We start from the raw sequence: 24,399 nt of genomic DNA on the forward strand, positions 1-24,399 counted from the left end.
ACAATTAACATTTTACGCGCAACTATGGTGCAGAAAAGCATAGAGATGAATCACTTTGCACCATAGTGGAGCCGTTCATTGCACCTAATAGGCGCTATTTTTTCTCCCAGGATTCATAGAAAACAAACATAACTGCTCGGCAGCGATGTGGGCGCCAGCATTTGCGGTGATTTCACCGTGGTCATAAGCAGGGGCCACTTCGACCACGTCTGCGCCAATGATATTGATTCCTTTTAACCCGCGTAGCACCGAAAGAATCCGCTGTGTAGGCATGCCCCCAACCACCGGCGTCCCAGTTCCCGGCGCATAAGCGGGGTCCAAACAGTCGATATCGAAGGTCAGATATACTGGCCCATCCCCAAGCACTTCGCGAATCCGCGCGATCACCGCCTCATCCGACGTCGCGTGGAAGTCCGGCGCGGTAATCTGATGGATACCAAGAGTATCGTCATTCCAGGTTCGTATTCCTACTTGTACCGAATGCTCCACATCAACCAGACCCGACTGAACGGCTTTATAGAACATGGTTCCATGGCTAATGCTCGTCATGCTCGGATCTGGCCAGGTATCGGTATGCGCGTCAAAATGCAGGAGACGCAAAGGAATTCCATATTGTTCAGAATGGGCCGCAAGCAGCGGATAACTGATGTAATGATCACCTCCCAAACTTAAAAGTTTCATTCCCCGCGCCAGCAGGGCTTTCGCATGGTCGACAATTTGTAAAAATATCTTCTCCGGATGCTGGGCATCAAGCTGCATGTCGCCTGCATCCATCACTTGTAACGTCTCAGTTGGATTGAACCCCCACGGAAACATTTTTCGCCGCGCAAGTTGTGCACTAGCCGAGCGAATGGCAGAAGGCCCAAAGCGTGCACCGGGTCGATAAGTCGTACCCAAGTCAAAGGGGATACCCAAGATCACAACGTCGGGCGCAGGCCCTTCTGCACGCAATAGCGGACAACGCATAAAGGTTCCAAGAGTGTTGTAAGTATTGATTTCCGGGTTCTGCCACTTGCTCGATTGCTCTGTATCGCTCATCGTACCCTCTAAAATCTAAATATACTTAGAGATCTAGCGGACCAATTTCCGCCAGCATGTCTCCAGGTCCAGGATTATCCGCTGCGCTCTCGCCACCTAAATGCTGCAGCACACCCCATACAGCATTCAGCGCGGTCTGTATGGCACCCTCTGCCCAACCAGGAGTCCAGGACACATCGTCTCCGGCAAGGAATATACCGCGCTCCTGCTTGGGAAAATTGCGCTGATCAAACTGCGTGTACATGATTCTGTTGTAGCGGTAATGGCCCGGCAAAGCGCCCTTGAATGCTCCCAGAAAATTTTCTTCCAGTTCCCAGGAAATGGTCACAGGATTGCTTTTGATGTGGCTGGCAATATCCACATGTGGATAAATCTTGGACAATGACGCCAGAGACAAACGGGTACGTTTTTCGATGGACAAGGGTAACATTTTGAGGGCATCGCCCATCCATGAATAGGTCAGGCAAATCACACCTGGACGCTCCATACCGTACTCAAAAAGGTAGGTTCCGCGCGTCAGGCGATCGGTGAGCGTCATGCTCAGAGGGTGTGCATTGACCGGGTCTGCCGGATTTTTCCAGAACGGCCGATCCACCAGCGCGAAGGTCTTGGATGACTGCATGTAGCGGGTACGATCCAGGGCCATCCACAAGCGGTCGGAGAACAATCCCTCTTCGACCTCAATGGAGGTCGTCAGCAACCAGCTTTGACAGGTCACCAATACCGCAGCATAGGATTCTGCCATTCCCCATTCATTCTCGACGATGAAGCGATCTCCGTCAGGATGTCGGGAAATTCGCCGTACCTTGCCGTGGGGTGCCCCGCCGTTGAGGGTTTTCAGTGACAAACGATCCAGCCCAGGGTCGGTGCTAGCCACGCGATGATTCCAGAGTCCGCAGGGCACCTGTTGGGCGCCGCCGCTGACCATGTATTGGTGGCTGTCAAACTCAGAAAAAACCACGCGGAAAATTTCCAGCATGGTATTTTGAAAATCAGAATCCCAGCCCCCCGTACCAAAGCCGATTTGTCCGAAGGTTTCCTTGTATTCGTAGGGCAACTCGGCGAAGGCCGGGGCGCTACACAAAAAATCATAAAAGGTGCGGTCATCCCAGCGCCGGACCAGGTCATTCCAGATTTCCTTGATATCAGCGACGCGCTGCTCGCGCATGGCCTGTTGGAGCCTATCCATCTGCCCATCAGCATTCAATGCCTGATGCCATGCCTGCATGATGTGGGTGAAACTGCTCGGAAAATCATCGAGACAATGACCGTGGTACAGTTTCCCCAACAGTTCGACGGTCGTTCGACCCGCCGCCTCAGAGATGGGATTGGGAAAGGGTTGTCGGTGCAACCCCAACAGTTCGGCATAATGCCAAAATAATCTCCCCGACGCCGGGAAACGCATGCCGCCCAGCTCGGCGACAATATCGCCATCCACGCCTTCAAACCGATGCGAGCGCAAGCGGCCGCCAATCCAACCCGCTTCATAAATCACCGGCCGCAGCCCCAGGCGCATCAGCTCATAAGCAGCCACCATCCCGGCAATGCCACCCCCGACAATGGCGACCGCAGACCCACGCCGGGAAGAGGGTACCGTTCCCAATCCTTCTTTAGCCGTCAACCAGCGTCCATAATCAAATGGAAAATCCGGGCATAATGCTACAAGATCATGAACGCCTGACATGGTGTCTCACATCCCGATATCCGGCATCTCGCCCAACTGTTTGATATAAGAGCGGGACTCCGTATGCGGCACTGCACAGAAGAGCGCCAGCCACAGTACGAACAAACTAAACAATGCCACCAGCACCATATCCCAATAGAAAGGAATCCAACCAATCCCCCCCACTTCGGAGGTGCCCAGTTTGGTGAGGATCCACATACCGCCAAAATAGGGGATCAGCCACCAGCCGTACCTCCACCCAAAAGGCGTTTCCTTGTGACGGCCTTTGCCATAGAACCAGAGCAGGGCCAAAATCAGAAAAATCAGCAGCATGCCAAAAAGAAAATTGAGCGTGGCCACACCCGACCAAAATATGATCAGGTTGGAAGCGATAAAGGCAAAGGGAGCGATGATGGGCGCCGCCCAAAGGCGAAAAGGACGGTGTACCTCAGGAGCTGCCTTGCGCAACTGTAACAAGACAATCGGTCCTAGACCGTAGGACAGGGAAGTGATGGAAGCGACATAGGTGGTCATTTTTTGCCACGACGGAAAGGGCAGCAAAAATAAAAATCCCACGCCAATGACGACAAAAACGGCAATGAACGGCACACCGATCTTATTGATGGTCGTCAATCCCGAAGTAGGCTTTTTCGGATAAAGTTCCCCAATGGCCATGGTGATGCGGGAACTCGTGGTGGTATACATCATGGCGGTACCTGCTGGGGACACCAAGGCATCGGCATACAACAAATAACCCAGCCATCCCAAACCCAGCATGCCGGCGATAGCCGCAAATGGCCCGTTAATGCCAGGAAAATTCACCCCAGCCCATCCCTTCGCGGCGAGATAGCGAGGATCCACGCCCAACAAAAACGCATATTGCAGCCCCACATAGACGATGATGGCTACCGCCACCGAGATCGTCACGCCCACCGGAATACTGACGCGGGGATTTTTGGCTTCCCCACCCAACTCGACCGCCTGGCGAAACCCCAGATAGCTGAAAACAATTCCCGTGGTTGCGATACTCGCAAACATTCCTTTCAGATAGGCAGAATGGTGGGCCGCGGTAACGTGCAAATTCTCGGGGTGAAAGGCGTAACTCAGAAACAGCACGATAGTAATCAACGGAATCAATAGCTTGACCACCATCAGCACCCGACTGACATTCAGGATGGTACCGATCCGAAACATATTGATGGCTGCCAGCAATACCAACAGACTGCCACTGACCACGAGCCCGATCCCACTCAACAAGGAACTATTGGATTGCAGGAGCCCAGGAATATAATTGTTGGCGTATGTCACGATGGCCACCACTTCTGTCGGCGCGGTCGTGACGTAACCCAAAAACAGGATCCAGGTCCACACCATGGCCAGCATCGGTCCATTACCCACCCGACTGATGTGAACGGCAGACCCACTGCGTGGGATGAGCGGCCCCAGCTCGGCATAACACAAAGCGAGGGACAGTATCAGCACGCCGCCCAAGGCCCAGGACCATACCCCATACGGCCCGGCGACCTGGGCGGTCAGCATCGGCCCCAATAACCAGCCGGAGCCAATGATACCCGTCAGGCTCGCAAAAAGCAGACCGAGCATCGTTCCGTCCCGCTTCAGCCCCTTGGCGAGAAAGAGCCTTCCCTGTTGCGCTCCACTTTGTGAATCTGTTGCGGCCATATTGTTCTCCTGCGGCATATCGAGTCGTTGATCAATATTATAGGCAATCATCATGCCATAACTGGCCTGATATTTAATCAAAACTTTATAGTACAACTACGACTTGGATGCACCGCGCTTGTGCATTCGGAGCGGCTTTGCGCCTTTTTGACGCCCCATACTGCACCATAAACGACCGCCGTCACGTTATAGGCGAATCGCTCAAAGGTGTGAGGGCCTTTTGCCAAAATTCGGCATTACCGGCGGTCTCATTGTGATAAGGCGCAAATCCCAGACGTCGATACAGCGCCTTGGCGGGGAGATTGCTCTCCAAGACCTCCAAGGTGATTTTGCAAAATCCTAAACGCTCCGCCGTATCAGCGACTGCGTGCAGGAACCTTTTACCCACCCCCTGACCCTGATACGCATCGGCCACATAAAAGTCGTGAATGTTCAGCAACGGCGCACACTGAAACGTGGAAAAACCCTCCAGACAGATGGCCAACGCTACCGGCTCACCGTGCTCAAAAGCGAGAAACGCATGCACCCAGCTTCTTTCTCCCAATGCCCGCCAAATGGCGGCCAGGCGCTCCGCACCCAAGGACTTCCCCTGCCCCACCGGCAGACGCGCATAGCCATCCAACAGTCCTGTCAACGCCCGGCGATGGTCCTCCGAAGTAAAATCTACCTGCAGCACTTTCCAATCCACGTCCTTATGCCTCCAACATCCGAATATGTGCCATGCCTTCTCGATAATCCTTGAGGTAATCATTCATCGGTGTCTCCTCCCCAAAGTAATTTGCGTATACCACAAACATCCCATTTTCTTGCGCGCGCGCCGGAATCAAATGGTCGGCCACCGATTCAAAGGAACGCATATTAGCGGTCGGCACCAGCATCAACTCAGCACCCGAAAAAGCAAGCGTCCGCGCCACCTCAGGGAACTCGACGTCGTGGCAAATCCGCCCCCTCGGTTTACCCTCCTGGCCCGTAGCGAGTGAAGGAGTTCCCGCTGATGAAATTCGGAGTAAAAATCCACTGTAAAAAACACAAAATCATTCATACGTTCTCCAATATTTACAGCCGATCCAAACAAAACGCTTGGCAGTCGCGTACATAGTTATTTAATTTTCTAGCAATAGTGACTTTATTTATGTCAAGCTCCACAATCAGTAGCCGCTCCCCCTTCTCTTCCCGAGCGATGATGTCTCCCAGCGGGTCACAAATAGTGCTTTTACCAAAATAATCAAATAGATTGTCCTTACCATAATAATTGGCGTAAATCACAAAGACGCCATTTTCCTGAGCGCGGGCGGGGACCAAACGATCGGCAACAGACTCATATGGTTGCATGTTTGCCGTAGGGACTAGGATGACATCCGCCCCTGCCAACGTCAATTCTCGCGCCAACTCAGGAAATTCTATATCGTAACAGATAGCAATCCCATATTTTACTCCATTTATATCAACAGGAGTATACGCTTTATTCCCAGGAGAAAATTGCGCGCGATCAACATCACCAAAAAGCATCCGCTTACGATAGACACTGATTTTTCCGCTTTCTGCCGAAATGATATTGACGGAGTTGTATACCACATCATATTCATCAATTTCAGGATAGCCATACACAATCGTCACTCGATAAGTAATCGCAAGCTCTGCTATCTTTTGTGCAGACTCTCCATCACAAACTTCCGCCTGTGCCCGGACCATGTCCGGCCCGATTGCATATCCAGTCAAGTACATCTCCGGAAATATCAAAATATCTACCGAGCTTTCTTTGGCTAAAGCGCATTTTTCTTCTATCACATCAACACACTGCCCTTTCTTACTCACGACGGAGGGAGCACACTGCCATAGTGCTACCCGCCGAACCGGAAGATCCAGATCCGCCAATTTTGTATGTTTCTCACACGAGTACACCATGACCGCGTCCCCCATAGAGGCCAGAAGCGGGAGCCAGCATGCAAATATCAGGCACACCTTCCCACTCCTACCTCACCTACAGATCGAACCATTCTTGGTGCGACTTTGCCTGCCCTGCACCAACTTGAGGCAAAACATGCACCGTTTCCGAGCCGCCGCAGGCGCGAATTTGCCAGGCGAGTCTACTGAGCTACACGATTCCACAGTACGACAGGCCTGTATACAGGCCCGACCCTGCCTTGGCACAAAGCATGCTTACAATAATAAACAGCATTCCACAGGACAGGAGGAGCAGTGCTCCAAGCCATCAATCGACTGCAAGCCAGTCGCGACTTACTCGACCATGCGCCAAAGGCGGTGAGCCGGCAAGGATCAATAGACCTGCGCAATGTACAAAAGGTCTACCCCAACGGCTATGTGGCAACCGAGGACGTAACTCTACACATACCTGGGGGGTCATTCTTTACTCTGCTAGGCCCGTCGGGCTGCGGGAAAACGACCTTGTTGAGAATAATAGCAGGGTTTGAGGAGCCAAGCGCAGGAGGCGTCCTGATTAGTGGCAGGTCGATAATTGGTGTTCCAGCTTACCGTCGGCCGGTCAATACCGTCTTTCAGTCTTATGTTTTATTTCCCCATTTAAACGTATATCAGAACGTGGAGTTTGGCTTGCGCATGCGTCATATGAAGGCTACACAACGCAAACATAAGGTCACAGATATGCTTGACTCAATGCAACTGGGCACCTTGGCGAAACATTTTCCCAACCAACTATCTGGTGGCCAGAAGCAACGGGTAGCCTTGGCACGCGCGCTGGTCAACGAACCGGAGCTATTGCTGCTGGACGAACCATTATCGGCCTTGGATGCCAAGCTTCGTAGAGAGTTGCAGGTTGAGCTTTTGCGTCTACAAAAAAGTATCGGGACAACCTTTTTATTTGTTACTCATGACCAACAAGAGGCGATGATCATGAGCGATCAAATCGGAATCATGCAACAAGGTCGGCTGCAGCAGGTAGGGAAAGTACACGAAGTATATGAACGCCCTAAAAATATCTTCGTCGCCCGGTTTCTCGGGCTTCCTAACATCATCCGTCGGGAGTCTCTGACACACACACCGACCTTGCCTTCCGCCATTCGGCACATTACGGTGCATCCGGAACGCATAACATTTTCTCACGGTGCAGGCCATGCGGCGGCGAATATACTTAACGGCGTAGTTAGGGAGCGCTTGTACATGGGCGCCCATACGGACTACGTCGTCGCCGTAGAAAATTTTCCAGATTTGCTGGTTTCCGACAGTAGTCCAAACCATCGTTCCAGGGAAACCGGGAGCGGGGTCCGCTTGGTCATTCAAGCCTCTGACATTGTCCCTCTGGAGGGCTAGCATTGGGGATCACAGCCACCGCCCTTTCCAATGATGCTAACCGTCGGCCCAGAGTACGCGGAGGATATGCATCTGCACCAGGTTTGTTGTGGATCGCGCTGTTTCTTGTACTGCCAACATTCCTATTTCTGCCAATCGCGATCACTTCTACAAACCCTTACGGATTGCCGGCGCTTCCACTCACGCTTCACGCCCTGCGTGCAGTTGCTGGCTTTAACTTTCTTGGCTGGTCGGCAGCGAACATACAAATTATCTTCCGTTCTCTTTGGCAAGGAGTTGTCACCACTATAGTAAGCTTGATTGTAGCTTATCCGGTAGCATTTTTCATTGCCAAATCGAAAAACTATATTAAACCCTTGTTACTTGTTTTGATAATACTGCCATCATGGACAAATCAGGTTGTGCGCGCTTATGCATGGATGGAATTACTTGGTCCAAACGCTTTTCTTTCGCACATGGCTGTCTACTTTGGTTGGATCGATCAGGACATGGGCTTGTACCCGAGTCCTTTAGCAGTATTTATAGGCCTGGTTTACAGCTATCTACCTTATATGGTCATACCAATCTTTGCCGCCCTGGAAGGCCTGGATTGGTCTTTAACGGAAGCAGCGGCCGATTTGTATGCTCATCCTCTGCGTATTTTCTTCCAAGTCATCTTACCGCAAACCATGGGTGGCGTACTCGTCGGTGTAGTTTTGGTATTAATTCCATCGTTCAGTAATTATATCATTCCGGAGCTCATGGGCGGGAACAAATCCCTCATGCTCGGCAACTTAATTGCTAACCAATTTTCCACCACTCCAGATTGGCCATACGGCGCATCTCTATCAATCACGCTGATTTTTATCTCTTTCATTCTCCTTGCCGGCCTCAAATTGCTAACCAAGTTTATCCGCATGATAGACGGACCAATGTTATGAACAGATCTACCGTTTATCGCAGTAGCATGGGATTGGCGTGGATTACCTATATTTTTCTGTATGGCCCCCTCGTACTCGTTTTTTTATACTCGTTTGTACACTCCGGAACCGACGGTTTGAGCGGCGGCTTTACCACCCAATGGTATACGGCAGCAATTGGCTCAGCGAGTATCCGTTCTGCATTTCTCACCTCTCTTTTACTTGCATCGGGGTCGGCCATCATCGCGACCGGTCTTGGGGCATTGCTTGCCTACGGCCTGCAACGAGTGACTGAGAAAGCGCGGAGTAGAGCAAGTTATTTGGTTTATCTGCCCATCATAATGCCAAGCATTATCTTTGGTATCTCGGACATGATCTTTTTCCATGTCATCAACCGCTACACCGGCCTGCTGCAGGCAGGTCTGCCTACCATGATAATCGCGCATGTGACCTTTGAGTTACCCTACACCGCACTACTGGTATATAGCAAGCTGCGTGCTATGGACCCAGAGCTGTTGCACGCTGTACACGATCTGTACGGGAATACCTGGCAGGCTTTGCGGTATTTGTTTCTTCCGATTCTGACACCGACCTTAATCGGAGGTTTTTTGTTGGTGTTCACACTCTCTCTGGATGACCTAGTAATCAGTTTTTTCACCGCTGGGCCGGCGAGTGTAACCATTCCAATATATCTATATGGAGCCATCGCCAAAAAAGGAGTCACACCAGAAATCAACGCCATCGCCTCGATTCTCGTACTTGCTAGCATCGCAATATCCCTCGCCGGGACAATCATGAGGCGCGAAACCAAGCCTTCGTGATTGTTGCAGCACATCTATTACGCACATTGTCATAGCCCAGGAGACCATAATCATGAAACCAATGTTTACCCGCAGTGCCATCGCCGCAGTCGTCGCTTGTGGGATGTCTGTACCGATCACCGCCATGGCCGAACCAACGTTATATCTGTACAACTGGACAGACTACATGTCGCCCAACATCATCAAGAAGTTTGAAGCAAAATATCACTGCAAGGTAGTACAAAATTACTATAATTCCCTAGGCCAAATGGCGGCCAAACTCGAAGCGGGCGGCGACTCGCAGTATGATATTGTCGTACCGTCAAATTATTTTATCAAGCGTATGGTCGATGCCGGTTTGCTAAGCAAGCTGGATCCCAAAAAAATTCCCAATTTGAAAAACCTTTTGCCGCAATTCAAGGATCCAGAATATGATCCGCACAACACTTACAGCGTACCTTATCAGTGGGGTATGACCGGAATCGGTTATGACAGCAGCAAGATCATCCTGCCAGCCAAGGCTGATGGCTGGGCCATACTGTTCGATCCCAAGGTTAACGAAAAATATCCATTTTCTCTCATGGGTGGCAGTGGCCAAGATACCATTGGCGCTGCCTGTGCATACCTTGGCTATGGGTTCAACTGCACCGGCACCAAGGATTGGGAACAAGCAGCCAAGCTCATCGTTGCTACAGAAAAACGCCATAATTTTACCGGCTTCCTCGATGGAACACCCGCACGCCACGCCCTCACAAAAGGCGTGATCGCAGCTGGCATCATGTTCAGCGGCACTATCTCCTATGACATCCTGAAGCATCCCAAGAAATTTGGGCACATTCGTTACATTCTACCAAAATCCGGGGCTGAGATTTGGGTAGACAACATGTGCATCCCCAAGAATGCGCCAGACAAAGCTCTTGCCTACGATTTCATCAACTTCATTTTGAGCCCGGAAATTGGTGCGGAGCTGTCTAATTATAATAATTATGCAACGCCCAATCAGGCATCTGTCCGCTATTTGAAACCATTGTTAAAGACTCCCTACTATCTCCCACCAGAATCCGTTCTGGCACATCTGAAGTATCTGCCAGAACTAACCGGTAAGGAACTGCAGGAATACAACCAGATTTGGACCGCAATTCGTAGTCAGTAAAAACGTTGGATGGGGCGCATCCCGCTGGTGCTCAGTCACCGGCGGGTCAATACGGGTAACTTGGTCGGTTTTTTATTCACGCAGTATTACGGTTTTTTCGTAAAATATTTTTGGAGAATCGCCATGCGAACTGAATTACGTAAAGACAGCCTTTCCTTCATAGAATCTATTGTCATGGGCATTGCTGGAAGCGCGCCGGCCTACACCATCGCAGCCACTACGGCCGCGCTCATTGGGACTGCCGGCGTTTTAGCACCAGGAAGTTTGCTAATTTTTGCCATCCCAATGCTCGGCATTGCTCTCGCCTACAAACTCCTCAACCAGCGTATGCCCAATGCCGGTGCCGCCTATGAGTGGACCTCCAAGTTGTTCGGACGCCTTACCGGCTTCTTGTCGGGATGGGCCTTGTTGGTCGCGTCTTTGGTCTTTATGGTAACTGGGAGTATGCCCATAGCGACCTCCACCCTGGATTACGTCGCCCCACATCTTACCAATAACGTGGTTGCCACGACATCCGTCGCAACCCTCTGGTTTCTCGCCATTGCTCTGGTACTGATTACCGGTATTAAGTTGACCAGCAAATTACAGATGATCATGAGCACGATCGAGCTGATCATATTGGGGGCCGTCGGTATCGCGGCCTACATCCACATTGGGGTACATGGCGCAACCAACGCGTTCTCCTGGTCTTGGTTTGGCTTCGACTATACGCCGTCAGTTTTTGCTGAGTCGGCCTTGGTGGTGATTTTTTTCTATTGGGGTTGGGATGTAACGTCCAATCTTAGCGAAGAGACAAAAAAGGCAGAAAAAAACGCTGGCAATGGTGGTTTTGGCAGCGTTTTCGTAACCATCACCTTCTATGTCGCCTTCACCCTCGCAGCGTTGTTCTTGTTCTCCGTAAAAGACGCGTCCGGGCTGAGCGACAATATCGTCTACAACATTGCCATGGCATCGGGCCTGGGTCGGACTGGTGGGCTGCTGGCCTCAATTGCAGTGATTTTGTCTTCCATCGCGACTTTGGAAACCACCATGCTGCAATTTTCTCGTACCCTGTTTGCCATGGGACGCGATGGCGGGCTAACGCGCTATTTAGGCGTGGTCGATCCGCGTACCCAAACACCCGTCCGCGCCATGTATGTGCTGATTGGTCTTGGCGTGGCCACTCTCTGGGCATCTTCTTTCATGCCCTCCATCAGTACCATCATCAATGATTCGGTCAACGCCATCGGTATCCAGGTTGCGTATTATTACGGACTGGCAGGGATGGCCGCGGCCTGGCTCATGCGTGACAGCTTTCGCGTTTCCTGGCTACGGGGTCTGGCATTTAGTGCCTTTCCCGGCCTTAGTGGTATTTTTCTCTTTGTGATGGCCGGGTATGCCGTCACCACCTTTGGTCTCATCACAAATCTCGTTGGCGTTGGTGGATTAGTCATAGGACTCGTGTTTTTCCGCAGCCAGAAGAAAGACACCAGCAGCCCAGCGCAACCGGTATATGTTCCCGAATAGGCCGCCGATAAGGCATTTATTGCAACCCCGGTCCAGAACTCGTCTAGAAGTCTCTGAGTTCTGGCCCACTCTTCAGGAGATGCTGTCATGATAGAAAAGCCCGTTGCGGTCGTCACCGGGGCATCATCGGGGATTGGGGCGGAGACTGTTCGCCTGCTTTCCGAGAGAGGTTTTCAGGTATTCATGGGTGCGCGGCGTATCGAGCGTCTGCAAGCCTTGGCGCAAAAATATGGGGGCATACCCATTGCCCTTGATGTCTCTTCCACGGAATCAGTGCGACAATTTACCCAGGAGCTACCCGACAGCGTGCAGGTGCTTGTCAATAACGCCGGTGGCGCCCTGGGCCTGGAACCAATCGTGAATTTTGACGAGAATCAGTGGGTAGAGATGTATCAGTCGAATGTCCTCGGTCTGGCACGCATGAGCAAGGCGCTGTATCCGCGCCTGCTGACCCGCCCCAATCCGGTTTCTCATGTTTTCAACATTGGCAGCGTCGCGAGTTTTGAGGTCTATCCGGGTGGCGCTGGCTACACTGCCTGCAAGCACGCCGTCCGCGCCATTAGCGAGACCATGCGCCTGGAATGGCTGGGGAAACCCATTCGCGTGACCGAAATTGATCCCGGTTTTGTGGAAACCGAATTTAGTCTGGTGCGCTTTGGCGGAGATATCGCTCGCGCCAGCAGCGTCTATGCCGGAATGGAACCGTTGACTGCAACCGACATTGCCGAAACCATTCTCTGGTCCATCGAGCGGCCGCCGCACGTAAACATTGACTGCATGGTCGTGCGCCCACTTGATCAAGCCCGCATCGACAAGATCCATCGGCAAGCATGATAGCCTCAAAGCCTATCCATACCGAACGTCCGCTCATCGGCTTGAGCAGTTATGCCGTCGATGAAAGTGGACGCTACACATTGCCGGCAGAATATGTGCAAGCGGTCAGCAATGCTGGAGGGATGCCGGTTCTCTTGCCTCCGACTGAAGGCGCCAGCAGTGAACTTCTGCGCCATCTGGATGGTATCGTGCTGACCGGTGGAGGCGACATCTCACCCCATTTATACGGTGGCAACGGTAAGCATCCGGCGCTCTACGGACAAAGCTCCGCCCGGGATAATTATGAGTGTCGCCTGATCGAGTCTGCTCTGGCTCTGGACATGCCACTGCTGGGAATCTGCCGTGGCATGCAACTGCTCAATGTTCATTTCGGCGGTACGCTGTATGAACATCTACCCGACATCGTTGGCGAACACTTGCTGCATCGTAGCAACAAGCCCGGCCCTATCCCACACCTGGTGCATTGTGATCCGCAAAGTCGGCTTGGGCAGCTGTTGGGCAACGGAGAAATCGAAATTGCCTCTTGGCACCACCAAGCGGTCGATCGCATCGGTACTGGTTTATCGGTAGTGGCGTGGGCAAGCGATGGCTTGGCAGAGGCTTTGGAACTCGCTGATCGGCGCTGGTGCGTAGCGGTACAATGGCATCCAGAACTCCCCAGTGGCGACAGTCGACGCCAAGAAGCTCTCTGGCTAGATTTTGTTTCCGAATGCGTAAATTATAACAAACAAAATGTAAAACAAGATTGACAATAGGCCATATTTTTGTTTAATATGTTTAATATACTTATCATAGGTTACCAGCATGGCTTCTGAAGGCTTCACCGCGTGGTTCGCGCAGCACGGCATCACTGAAGTGGAATGTTTGGTCCCTGACCTCACCGGCATCCCACGTGGCAAGATAGTGCCGGCAGGCAAATATCTCACCGGCGGCACCTTGCGCTTGCCGGAGTCGATATTCTCGCAGACGGTTACCGGAGAATATCCCGAAGATGAAGAAACAGGCTCTGACCCTGCCGGCATCGACATGTTTCTGCTTCCCGATGAAAGCACTCTCAGGCTGGTGCCCTGGGCAAAAGAACCGACGGCACAGGTCATCCATGATTGCCAATACATCAAGAGCGGCACCGTCTCCATTGCGCCACGCGCCGTCCTGCGCGCAGTGCTCGAACTCTATGCTGCGCAGGGCTGGCAACCGGTCATTGCACCAGAGCTCGAATTTTATCTGGTCGCTCGCAATACCGATCCAGACTATCCCCTCTCCCCCCCCGTAGGACGTTGTGGACGGCAAGAGTCGGGACGTCAGTCTTACAGCATTGATGCGGTTAACGAATTTGATCCCGTCTTTGAAGAAATGTACGACTTTTGTGAGTTGCAGCGCTTAGATATTGATGCACTGATTCATGAGGAAGGCGCGGGACAAGTTGAAATCAACTTTTTGCACGGTGACCCTTTGCAATTGGCAGACCAAATCTTTCTGTTTAAGCGCACCATGCGCGAAGTGGCACTGCGCCACGAAATCTACGCGACGTTCATGGCCAAACCCATGGAAAATGAGCCAGGTAGCTCTATGCATTTGCATCAAAGTGTGGTCGATGCCAAAACCGGCGAGAATCTTTTTGCCGATAAAAATGGTCAGCCTAGTAAGGCATTTCTCTCTTTTATTGGCGGGTTGCAAAAATATCTGCCGGCAGCAATGGCGATCTTCGCGCCAAACGTGAATTCTTATCGGCGACTGACGCGTCATTCCGATGCGCCCATCAATCTGCAATGGGGCTACGATAATCGTACCTGTGGTTTGCGTGTCCCCTATTCAGATGCGGCCAACACTCGCGTCGAAAACCGCGTACCGGGTGCCGACGCGAACCCGTATCTGGCAATCGCTGCCTCACTCGCCTGCGGCTACTTGGGCATGATTGAGGGGCTGGAGGCAACACCGCCGTACCGTGGTTCAGCCTACGATCTTTCCTACGCGCTACCGCGCGAACTGTCTCATGCAGTCAAGCTCATGGAGAACAATCCAGACCTGCAGCGATTATTGGGGGAACGCTTCATCCGCGTCTTTTCTGCTGTGAAACGTCTGGAATATGAAACGTACCTGCACGTTATCAGTTCCTGGGAACGAGAACATTTACTGCTCAATGTCTGAGCCCGACGCAATCAAGGGAGACACCTATGAATTTATCTGCCGCACAATTACGTCAAAGTGATCTCGATCATCATCTGCACCCCTTTACCGACAACGCCGCGCTCGCCGTTGAGGGTGGGGCACGTATCATTACCCGAGCCGAAGGTGCCTATATCTGGGACATCGATGGAAACAAAATCCTCGACGGCATGGCTGGCCTTTGGTGTGTCAACATTGGCTATGGACGGAAAGAGTTGGCCGAGGTGGCCAGTCAGCAAATGCAAACCTTGCCGTATTACAACAGCTTTTTTAAGACGGCGACGGTACCGAGCATTCAGCTTGCAGAACGCCTGGTCGATCTGACTCCTGCGGGTCTCAACCATGTATTTTTCGCCAATTCTGGCTCAGAGGCCAACGACACCATCGCTCGTATGGTGCGCTACTACTGGGAACTGGAAGGCCAAGCGCAGCGGCAAATCATCATCGGTCGTCAATATGGCTACCACGGTAGCACCACCCTTGCGGCAAGCCTCTCCGGGGGACACATGCACGGTCAGGGCGGCGTACCCCTAGCAGGGTTTTCCCATATCCGTGCGCCTTATCGTTTTGGCGCCGATAATCCAGAGCATGATGCAGAAGCTTTCGGACGCGCGGCAGCGCAAGTATTAGAAGAAAAAATACTCGAATTGGGTCCGGAGCGGGTGGCCGCATTTTTTGGCGAACCCGTACAAGGGTCTGGTGGCATGATCATACCGCCGTCATCGTACTGGCCGGAGATCCAGCGGATCTGTAAAAAATACGGGGTTCTACTCGTTGCCGATGAAGTGATCACCGGATTTGGCCGCACCGGCCGCTGGTTCGCTGCGGAGCTCTACGACATCCAACCCGACCTGATGACGCTGGCCAAAGGTCTTTCCTCCGGTTATCTGCCTATCTCGGCGGTCATGGTCGGTGATCGCGTGGCGGAGACGATCATCCACAAGGGGGAAGAGTTCGTACACGGCTTCACTTATTCTGGCCATCCTGTTGCCGCAGCGGTCGCCCTCGAAAATCTGCGCATCATCGAAGAGGAACATCTGGTCGAAAATGCGGCAGATGTGGGGGCATATCTACAAGCGAGTCTGCACCAGTTGGAAGACCATCCCTTGGTTGGTGAGGTGCGCGGGGTCGGTTTGCTCGGGGCAATTGAGCTCGTGCAAAACAAGGCACCGCGGCAGTTTTTCTCTCCGATGGGCGAAGTCGGTACGCGCTGCCGCAACCACTGTTTTGCCAACGGCTTGGTCATGCGTGCGGTGCGCGACACCATGATCATTTCGCCACCGCTCATCTTTACCCGGGCACAGGTAGACGAGTTGATCGACAAGGCGCGTCTCGCCCTCGATCAGACTTGGGTGGATCTGCAAAAAGCCTCAGCAGAGGACATCAATCATGCCCGAATCGCCTGATCTCTCGAACGCTGTGGTGGACACTCTTGGCGCCGAACCACGCATGGTGGACCTACTCTTGCCCGATCTAAACGGTATTCCGCGCGGCAAGAGAATCCCCGTGACCATGCTCGAGAAGGTGCTGCGCGAGGGTATCAGTCTGCCAGCCTCTATCTTTGCTATCGATATCACCGGCAATACCGTCGAGGCTACGGGACTGGTCTGGGAGTGCGGCGATGCCGATCACCCTTGTTTTGCGGTGGCCAACAGCTTGCATGCCGCCCCCTGGCGGGGCGCATCGTCTGCCGATCTGCTGCTGACCATGGCGACAAGTTCCGACTCCGGTTTCTTTGGCGAGCCCCGTGCCCTGGCCCAGCGAATGGTGACAGAACTGGCAGCGTTAGGGCTCCATCCACAGGTCGCATTTGAGTTGGAGTTCTATCTCATCCCCCATCGCGATGGAGCGCCCATGGCTCCAGATACGCCCCATGCGCCAGGGAATATTCAGGTCTACGATCTCGATAGCATTGATGCGCAGGGGCATTTCTTTGCCCTACTTGAGGAGTCCTGCGCGGCGTATGGCCTCCCCTTGGAGGCCGTCGTCTCGGAAAATGCCCATGGCCAATTTGAGGTGAATCTGCACTATCAAAAAGATGCGCTGCGCGCCGCGGATGATGCTTGGTCGTTAAAGAGAGTAGTAAAGGGCGTAGCCGCCTCCTGCGGCTACACGGCATCCTTCATGGCCAAACCCTACGCACAAGAGGCGGGGTCAGGCCAGCATGTCCATGTCAGTTTGGTGGATGATGGCGGAAACAATGCGTTTTCCCAAAACCCGGAACGCTTACAACACGCGTTGGCGGGATTACTGCAAGTATTGCCGGCGTCCGTTGCCCTCTTTGCCCCGCATGCCAACTCCTACCGCCGCTTTCAAGAGGGCTCTTATGCGCCAACGCTGGCGTGCTGGGGCGAAAACAATCGTACCGCCGCCCTGCGTATCCCCCGCTCCGATCCTGTGGCGCGGCGCATCGAACATCGCTTTGCTGGCGCCGATGCCAATCCCTATCTCGTTCTGGCCGCAGTTCTCGCCGGTATGGTGCACGGCTTGCGCGAGCGTCTGCCAGCACCACCAGCGATCTCGGGTAATGCCTATACCGAAGTCGACGACTGCGACTCCGCCCTGCCTCGTGATTGGCAGTCGGCGTTGGATCATTTTGCCACCGCGCCACAATTAGCGGCACTCTTTGGCGAGCCCTTTCTCCGCCTCTACACGACAGTGAAACGGCACGAGCTACAGACCCTGCAGAACACCTATCATCCGCTGGAATATCAGTGGTACTTCGAGCGTAGCTAGGAAACCAATGGTGGACACTAGCAATTATTATCAGGCAACCAGGAATCGCACTCTCTCTGCCCAGGTACTGGCAGGGGAAGTACGTGCCGATGTTTGTATCATCGGCGGTGGTCTGACGGGTGTCTCAGCGGCCCTGGAGCTTGCCGAAAAAGGCTATGACGTCATTCTAGTGGAGGCACAGGATATCGGTTGGGGCGCATCTGGCCGTAATGGCGGTCAGATCGTTCCGGGACTAGCGACCGATATTTCGGTTCTGGAAAAGTTATTGGGCAGGGAAACAGCACAGGCCCTATGGGGCTTTTCGCTGCAAGCCATCGACCTGATTCGTTCGCGCGTGGAGAAACATCAGATCGCGTGTGACCTGCGTTGGGGGTATTTGCATGCGGCAATCAAGAAGCGGCAGGTGGAGGATCTGCGCGCTTGGCAGGACACCCTGAACCGCTTTGGGCACCCGAAAACAGCATTACTGAGCGGCACTGCACTCCGCGCCGCGCTGGACAGTCCACGCTACCTCGCGGCCTTGTCCGACCCGGCGGGTGGACACTTGCATCCACTGAATTACACCCTGGGCTTGGCACAGGCCGCGCAAGATGCGGGCGCCCGCCTCTTCGTGGGTAGCCCCGTACGCCAGGTAAAGCCCGGCACCCAGGTCATCGTAGAGACCGCCACCGGCAAGATTCAGGCCGACTTTTTACTCGTCTGTGGTAATGCCTATCTCGGGCAATTGTTGCCAAGCATTGCCCCCTACGTGATGCCTGTGGGTACCTACATTGCCGCTACCGAGCAGCTCGGGGAGCAGCGCGCCCGGGCACTGATTCCGAGCCTGGCCGCAGTCGCCGATCTCAATTTTGTTTTAGATTATTTTCGTCTGTCTGCCGATCACCGCCTCTTGTTTGGTGGCCGCGTAAGTTATTCCACGTTGCCGCCCCCAGAGCTCGGCCAGGCGATGTTGCAACGCATGCGCAAGGTCTTTCCTCAGCTTGCCGATGTGCTAGCGGACTACGTTTGGGGTGGAAACGTGGCGATCACACGCAATCGTGCTCCCCACTTCGGCCGCCTACGCGACAACATCTATTTCGCCCAAGGTTTCTCTGGTCATGGTGTTGCGCTCACCGGTTGGGCAGGCAAGCTCATGGCAGAGTTGGTTGCCAAACAATCTACCGATTTCGACATTTTTGCCCGCATTCCGCATCGTAAATTTCCCGGTGGGCGTTGGTTACGCACACCCGCCCTTCTCCTCGCTACCACCGCCTATCGTTTGCTCGACCTCTTGTAAGGAGATCCATCATGCCCAGCAACCAATCCCTCGACGCCTTCTGGATGCCCTTTACCGCCAACCGTCAGTTCAAGTCTGCGCCACGTTTATTAGAACGGGCGCAAGGGATGTACTACTGGGATGATCAGGGGCGCGATATTCTTGATGCCACCTCCGGGCTCTGGTGCGTAAATGCCGGACATTGCCGACCGGAGATCCAGGCTGCGATTGCCGAACAAAGCCAGAAAATGGATTTTGCGCCTACGTTTCAGATGGGACATCCACTCCCCTTCCAGTTTGCCGAGCGCCTGATACAACACACACCCGCTGGACTGGAGCATGTTTTTTTTACCAATTCCGGCTCGGAGTCGGCCGATACGGCCCTCAAGATTGCGCTGGCTTACCACTACCTGCCCGGAGAGTCGGCGTGCTCAGCAGGCCTTTTCGCGCGTCGTTGCGCGATCGGCCTTGCGCTGCCGACCAGATAATAGGCCCCAGCCGTCCCGGTCACCGGCACACCGCCACGCCCTCGTTGGGGCGCAGACGGCGCACTCGTCTCCCGAATGACTCGACGCCAACCATGCGGCACAGCACGCGCCTGCACTCCCGGCTTCGCGGTCGCTTCGGCGGATGCAGTTCGCCGCGTTGCCTTCTGGGGACTACTCGCCCCCGCTTCGCTCTCCTGGCTCGCAGTGGTGGAGAAGAAGATCGAACCCTGCTCATCGGACGAGATAAGGCCTATCACGGGGTCGGTTTTGGTGGTATTTCCGTAGGCGGATTACCCAACAACCGGCGCGCCTTTGCCAAGGATTTGCTTCCGGCAGATCACCTGCCGCATACACTAGACCAAGAGCAGAATCTTTTTCATCAAGGGCTCCCGCCCTATGACACTGCCCGCGCAGATGCCCTAGAGGCGCTGATTGCCAAACACGGTGCACAACGCATCGCTGCGGTAATCGTTGAACCGGTAGCGGGTTCTGCGGGTGTCATTCTCCCCCCTGCCGGATATCTGCAACGACTGCGCGAAATCTGCAATGAACATGGCATCCTGCTGATTTTTGACGAAGTCATTACCGGCTTCGGACGCCTTGGCACCCCCTTTGCCAGTCAGTTTTTTGCTGTCGTTCCCGACATCCTGACGACAGCGAAGGCTTTGACCAACGCCGCCGTGCCGATGGGCGCCGTCTTTGCCAGCACCGCCATCCACGATACCTTCATGCGGGCGCAGGAAAATCAGATCGAGTTTTTCCACGGCTATACCTATTCCGGCCATCCCCTCGCCTGCGCAGCCGGGCTCGCCACCTTGGACATCTACGAAGGTGAAGGTCTGCTCACGCGCGGCGCCGAGATGGCAGGCCCCCTTGCTGAAATGGTACACAGTTTACGTGATAGCCCCCATGTGCGGGATATCCGCAATCTGGGCCTGATGGCGGCCATTGAGCTAGAACCCCACGCCGATGCGGTTGGTGCCCGCGGCTATGCCGCAATGATAGAGGCATTTCGTCGTGGGCTCTTGATTCGCGCCACGGGCGATACCATTGCGTTGTCCCCTCCCCTCATTATCGAACTGAGTCACATGGATCGTATGTATCAAACCCTGCGCGATGTACTGCGCTCTATCTCGTGAGGTCATTCCATGAAAATCGGTGTTCCCAAGGAAATCAAAAACCATGAGTACCGCGTCGGCATGACGCCCGCTGGGGTGCGCGAGCTGTGCGCAAAGGGTCATAAAGTCTATATCGAGCAGCTTGCTGGCGCCGGCATTGGGCTGAGCGATGACGATTACCGCCAGGCCGGCGCAGAAGTTTTGCCGGACGCCGAAAGCGTTTTCGCCACGGCGGATATGATCGTCAAAGTCAAAGAACCGCAGACGCAAGAGTGCCAGCGCTTGCGCTCAGGGCAAATACTGTTCACCTACCTACACTTGGCTCCTGACCCCAAGCAAGCAAAACTGCTGATGGAATCAGGGGCGATCGCCATCGCCTACGAAACGGTTACCGACGCGCAAGGCCGTTTGCCACTGCTCGCCCCGATGAGCGAGGTAGCGGGGCGGATGGCGGTGCAGGTGGGGGCCCATTGTTTAGAGAAAGCACAGGGCGGCGCCGGAGTTCTATTAGCCGGTGTACCAGGTGTCGCCCCGGGCAAAGTTGCCGTGCTCGGCGGCGGTGTTGTCGGCTTGAACAGCGCTCGCATGGCGGCAGGACTCGGAGCGGATGTCACAATTCTCGATAAATCTTTGCCCAGACTGGCGGAAATCGATGCGCTCTACGGGCCCCGTATCAAGACCTTGTTTGCCACCACGGAATCCATCGAAAAAACAGTTTTCGACGCGGACCTGGTCATTGGCGCAGTGCTGGTACCCGGTGCCAATGCCCCCAAGCTGGTCAGCAAAGCCATGCTCAAGCACATGCGGACCGGGTCCGTCTTGGTCGATGTGGCCATCGATCAAGGTGGGTGTTTCGAGACCAGCCATGCCACCACCCACGCCGATCCTACCTACGTGGTCGATGACATCGTGCATTATTGCGTCGCGAACATGCCCGGTGGTGTCGCGCGCAGCTCCACCTACGCCCTCACCAACGCCACACTGCCCTTCATCAAGCAACTGGCAGACCTCGGTTGGCGCAAGGCACTGGCGAGCAACGCGCACCTGCGCGCCGGGCTTAATGTCATAGAAGGACACATTGCACACCCTTCGGTTTCCACGGCGCTGGGGGAATCCTTGTTCGACACGCAAACTTTTTTTGCGGGAGGTAGCCATGCATAGCATTCCCGAAAAGGGCTATTGGTATGATTTAGCAAAACAAATCAAATTCCCGGAACAAATACTGATTAATGGGGAGTGGTGTGATGCACAATCGGGCAAACGCTTTTCCACCATTAATCCGGCTACCGGTGCGGTTCTAGCATCAGTCGCCGAGGCCGATGCTGCCGATGTAGATCGCGCCGTCGCCAGTGCGCGCAAGGCCTTTATCGATGGTCGTTGGTCTGAGCTGCCGCCACGCGAGCGCGGTCGCCGCCTCATTGCCCTCGCAAACCTGATCGAAAAGCAGCGCGAAGAACTGGCATTGCTCGAGAGCTTGGATGTAGGGAAACCGATCCGCGACAGTTTTCATGTGGATTTGCCAGGCATCGTGCGCACCTTCGCCTGGCATGGGGAGGCAGTGGACAAGGTCTACGACCAAATCGCGCCCACGGATTCCGGCTCCATTGGCATGATTACCCGAGAACCGCTGGGGGTCGTGGCGGCAGTGGTGCCATGGAATTTTCCGCTAGAAATGGCTGCCTGGAAGGTGGCACCAGCCTTGGCAATGGGCAACAGCGTTATCCTCAAACCTGCCGAGCAGTCTCCCCTCACCGCCCTCCGCTTGGGCGAGCTGGCGTTGGAAGCGGGGATTCCCGCCGGCGTGCTTAATGTGCTTCCAGGATACGGCCCCACCGCTGGCAAGGCCTTGGGTCTGCATCCGGACGTCGATTGTCTTGCCTTTACGGGATCCACCGAAGTCGGCAAATATTTCTTGCAATATTCCGCGCAGTCCAATATGAAGCGCGTATGGCTGGAGTGTGGCGGCAAGAGTCCGAACATCGTTTTTGCCGATTGTCCGGACTTGGATGCAGCGGCCGAGGCCGCTGCCATCGCGATCTTTTTCAATCAAGGAGAGGTCTGTAGTGCTGGTTCCCGGCTGCTCGTCGAAAATAGCGTACGCGAGGCGTTTATCGATAAGGTCGTTGCTGCGGGGAAAGATCTGCAGCCTGGCGACCCTCTTGATCCGGCAACACGTATTGGTGCGATTGTGAGCGACGACCAGTTACAGCGCGTTATGGGCTATGTGGATACTGCTACCCGGGAAGGTGCCCGCCTGCGCATGGGGGGTGGTCGCCTGCGTGCTGAAACTGGCGGTTATTACATGGCGCCGACCATATTTGATGGCGTCACCAGCAGCATGACCATTGCCCAAGAGGAAATCTTTGGACCAGTACTAGCCGTAATCGGCTTTGACCAGGAAGATGAGGCACTGCAGATTGCCAACGATAGCATCTACGGACTAGGGGCTGCCGTGTGGACAAGGAATATCGACCGCGCACACCGGTTGGCGAAAAAGTTGCGCGCCGGCACCGTATGGATCAATAGCTATGAAGAAGGTGACGCCACCGTTCCCTTCGGCGGCTTTAAGCAATCCGGGTTTGGGCGGGACAAATCCCTGCACGCGATAGATAAGTACTGTGATCTGAAAACTACCTGGATTCACCTAAACGCGGCAAAGTAGTACGGCGATTTGCCCTCTTCGTGACGCTCCCATTATACTTTCGGCCGACTTGGGAGCTCACGGACACCGAACAAGTGATGAAAAACGATGAGGATATCGGTAAGCGGCTACAGCTGGTACGCAAAATCTACGGATTGACCCAGCGAGAGTTATCGCGACGTGCCGGAGTTACCAATGGTGCAATTTCATTAATTGAACAAAACCGCGTAAGCCCCTCGATTAGCTCACTCAAAAAAATACTTGATGGCATCCCCATGTCAATTTCCGATTTCTTTACTCTCGACTTGGTGGCAAGCGATAGCGTATTTTTTTCTGCCGACGAAATGCCGGACATTTCTTTAGATAAAAACATCATGATGTGCCTACTCGGCGGTCCCACAAAAGGACGCGCCATACAGATTTTACATGAATACTATCAACCAGGATCTGACACTGGAGAAACCATGTTGCGTCACCACGGCGAAGAAGGTGGCGTGGTCATAGAAGGCTGCATAGAGTTAACTGTAGGTGATAAAAAGAAAGTGCTATGTTCCGGTGATGGGTATTATTTTTCCAGCCAAATTCCCCACAGATTTGCCAACCCCAGCGACGATATATGTGAAATCATCAGCGCCAATAGTCCGCCAACATTTTAGCCCTAAGGGTAGAATAACGGTCAACGAATCTGCGACACGATCACTTCTTATACGGCCCATCTTGGACGTTTTTCTGTGTCATTTTCGGATGTCGCCATCCCCTAGAATTTATCGATATCATACAGGATTTCGAGAGTATCGGCATAGCTATTATCGGGATTTTTGCCGGCATTTTGGCCAAGACGCAATCCAGCCATTCTGGACAATCCAGCCGATATTTTCGCAACTTGCGATATCCTTGCGGACCAATCGGTGACTTTGCGGCAGAAAAAAGTCGATATAAGGTTACTCCAAACGCATAGACATCAGAGCGACTATCTCCCAACGCACCGTTAACCAATTCAGGAGCCATGTACGCCAACGTCCCAGGAGCCTCACGCGGTGCCGGATCCAGAGCGCCAGGTACCCATTGTTGAACAAGCAATGCAGAAACAGGCACAACGCCGTGCCAAGAAACCGCCCCCTATCACCCTTGGCG

Annotated in this window: 23 protein-coding genes; 16 read left to right on the forward strand and 7 right to left on the reverse strand. The window is 53.8% G+C overall.

The window, feature by feature from the left end:
- Positions 1-84 precede the first annotated feature (84 nt).
- The 6 genes from speB to AB4090_RS11245 form a co-directional block, all read right to left on the reverse strand.
- Positions 85-1,038, reverse strand: a complete 954-nt coding sequence (speB, locus tag AB4090_RS11220) for an agmatinase (RefSeq protein WP_369573969.1) — start codon at positions 1,036-1,038, stop codon at positions 85-87.
- A 25-nt stretch (positions 1,039-1,063) separates the two neighbouring features.
- Entirely contained in the window at positions 1,064-2,659 is a 1,596-nt protein-coding gene (locus tag AB4090_RS11225; protein WP_369573970.1) for a flavin monoamine oxidase family protein, read from the reverse strand.
- Positions 2,660-2,728: 69 nt separating this feature from the next.
- Complete coding sequence (locus AB4090_RS11230; RefSeq protein WP_369573971.1) at positions 2,729-4,381, reverse strand: APC family permease; 1,653 nt, start codon at positions 4,379-4,381, stop codon at positions 2,729-2,731.
- A gap of 181 nt (positions 4,382-4,562) precedes the next feature.
- Complete coding sequence (locus tag AB4090_RS11235; protein ID WP_369573972.1) at positions 4,563-5,069, reverse strand: N-acetyltransferase family protein; 507 nt, start codon at positions 5,067-5,069, stop codon at positions 4,563-4,565.
- A 4-nt stretch (positions 5,070-5,073) separates the two neighbouring features.
- Positions 5,074-5,382, reverse strand: a complete 309-nt coding sequence (locus AB4090_RS11240) for a nitrilase-related carbon-nitrogen hydrolase (RefSeq protein ID WP_369574011.1) — start codon at positions 5,380-5,382, stop codon at positions 5,074-5,076.
- A 55-nt stretch (positions 5,383-5,437) separates the two neighbouring features.
- Complete coding sequence (locus AB4090_RS11245; protein WP_369573973.1) at positions 5,438-6,301, reverse strand: carbon-nitrogen hydrolase family protein; 864 nt, start codon at positions 6,299-6,301, stop codon at positions 5,438-5,440.
- Between the two features lie 279 nt (positions 6,302-6,580).
- Here AB4090_RS11245 and AB4090_RS11250 point away from each other — a divergent pair, with 279 nt between their 5' ends.
- From AB4090_RS11250 to AB4090_RS11325, 16 genes are all read left to right on the forward strand, one after another.
- Positions 6,581-7,669 (forward strand): ABC transporter ATP-binding protein, encoded by a 1,089-nt coding sequence (locus AB4090_RS11250; RefSeq protein ID WP_369573974.1) that lies wholly within the window; start codon positions 6,581-6,583, stop codon positions 7,667-7,669.
- 2 nt (positions 7,670-7,671) lie between these two features.
- Positions 7,672-8,589, forward strand: coding sequence for an ABC transporter permease (locus tag AB4090_RS11255; protein ID WP_369573975.1), 918 nt, complete (start codon positions 7,672-7,674; stop codon positions 8,587-8,589).
- Positions 8,586-9,389, forward strand: a complete 804-nt coding sequence (locus AB4090_RS11260) for an ABC transporter permease (protein ID WP_369573976.1) — start codon at positions 8,586-8,588, stop codon at positions 9,387-9,389. The genes AB4090_RS11255 and AB4090_RS11260 overlap by 4 nt, the downstream gene beginning before the upstream one ends.
- Before the next feature lie 52 nt (positions 9,390-9,441).
- Complete coding sequence (locus AB4090_RS11265; protein WP_369573977.1) at positions 9,442-10,521, forward strand: PotD/PotF family extracellular solute-binding protein; 1,080 nt, start codon at positions 9,442-9,444, stop codon at positions 10,519-10,521.
- Between the two features lie 123 nt (positions 10,522-10,644).
- Positions 10,645-12,027, forward strand: a complete 1,383-nt coding sequence (locus tag AB4090_RS11270; protein WP_369573978.1) for an APC family permease — start codon at positions 10,645-10,647, stop codon at positions 12,025-12,027.
- 87 nt (positions 12,028-12,114) lie between these two features.
- On the forward strand, positions 12,115-12,861 hold the full coding sequence (locus AB4090_RS11275; protein ID WP_369573979.1) for an SDR family NAD(P)-dependent oxidoreductase: 747 nt from the start codon (positions 12,115-12,117) through the stop codon (positions 12,859-12,861).
- Positions 12,858-13,610, forward strand: coding sequence for a gamma-glutamyl-gamma-aminobutyrate hydrolase family protein (locus AB4090_RS11280; protein WP_369573980.1), 753 nt, complete (start codon positions 12,858-12,860; stop codon positions 13,608-13,610). The genes AB4090_RS11275 and AB4090_RS11280 overlap by 4 nt, the downstream gene beginning before the upstream one ends.
- Positions 13,611-13,665: 55 nt before the next feature.
- Complete coding sequence (locus AB4090_RS11285) at positions 13,666-15,009, forward strand: glutamine synthetase family protein (protein WP_369573981.1); 1,344 nt, start codon at positions 13,666-13,668, stop codon at positions 15,007-15,009.
- 26 nt (positions 15,010-15,035) lie between these two features.
- Positions 15,036-16,433, forward strand: coding sequence for an aspartate aminotransferase family protein (locus AB4090_RS11290; RefSeq protein ID WP_369573982.1), 1,398 nt, complete (start codon positions 15,036-15,038; stop codon positions 16,431-16,433).
- Complete coding sequence (locus AB4090_RS11295; protein ID WP_369573983.1) at positions 16,417-17,763, forward strand: glutamine synthetase family protein; 1,347 nt, start codon at positions 16,417-16,419, stop codon at positions 17,761-17,763. Before AB4090_RS11290 ends, AB4090_RS11295 begins: the two co-directional genes overlap by 17 nt.
- 10 nt (positions 17,764-17,773) lie before the next feature.
- The gene (locus AB4090_RS11300) at positions 17,774-19,039 is read left to right on the forward strand and encodes an NAD(P)/FAD-dependent oxidoreductase (protein ID WP_369573984.1); all 1,266 of its coding nucleotides are present in this window, start codon (positions 17,774-17,776) and stop codon (positions 19,037-19,039) included.
- 11 nt (positions 19,040-19,050) lie between these two features.
- The gene (locus AB4090_RS11305) at positions 19,051-19,506 is read left to right on the forward strand and encodes an aminotransferase class III-fold pyridoxal phosphate-dependent enzyme (RefSeq protein ID WP_369573985.1); all 456 of its coding nucleotides are present in this window, start codon (positions 19,051-19,053) and stop codon (positions 19,504-19,506) included.
- Between the two features lie 92 nt (positions 19,507-19,598).
- On the forward strand, positions 19,599-20,645 hold the full coding sequence (locus AB4090_RS11310; RefSeq protein WP_369573986.1) for an aminotransferase class III-fold pyridoxal phosphate-dependent enzyme: 1,047 nt from the start codon (positions 19,599-19,601) through the stop codon (positions 20,643-20,645).
- Between the two features lie 9 nt (positions 20,646-20,654).
- Positions 20,655-21,785 carry an alanine dehydrogenase gene (gene ald, locus AB4090_RS11315; RefSeq protein ID WP_369573987.1) on the forward strand — a complete coding sequence of 377 codons (1,131 nt, stop codon included), beginning with the start codon at positions 20,655-20,657 and terminating at the stop codon, positions 21,783-21,785.
- A complete protein-coding gene (locus tag AB4090_RS11320; protein ID WP_369573988.1) occupies positions 21,778-23,286 on the forward strand; it encodes an aldehyde dehydrogenase in 1,509 nt (502 codons plus the stop codon). Before ald ends, AB4090_RS11320 begins: the two co-directional genes overlap by 8 nt.
- Before the next feature lie 77 nt (positions 23,287-23,363).
- Positions 23,364-23,921: a cupin domain-containing protein gene (locus AB4090_RS11325; RefSeq protein ID WP_369574012.1), complete on the forward strand. Its 558-nt coding sequence runs from the start codon at positions 23,364-23,366 to the stop codon at positions 23,919-23,921.
- A 40-nt stretch (positions 23,922-23,961) separates the two neighbouring features.
- Here the strand turns inward: AB4090_RS11325 and AB4090_RS11330 are convergent, their stop codons facing one another.
- The gene (locus AB4090_RS11330; protein ID WP_369574013.1) at positions 23,962-24,273 is read right to left on the reverse strand and encodes a protein kinase; all 312 of its coding nucleotides are present in this window, start codon (positions 24,271-24,273) and stop codon (positions 23,962-23,964) included.
- Positions 24,274-24,399: the final 126 nt, after the last annotated feature.

The organism is Acidithiobacillus sp. IBUN Pt1247-S3, assembly GCF_041146875.1.
In the GTDB taxonomy this organism is placed as follows: Bacteria; Pseudomonadota; Gammaproteobacteria; order Acidithiobacillales; family Acidithiobacillaceae; genus Igneacidithiobacillus.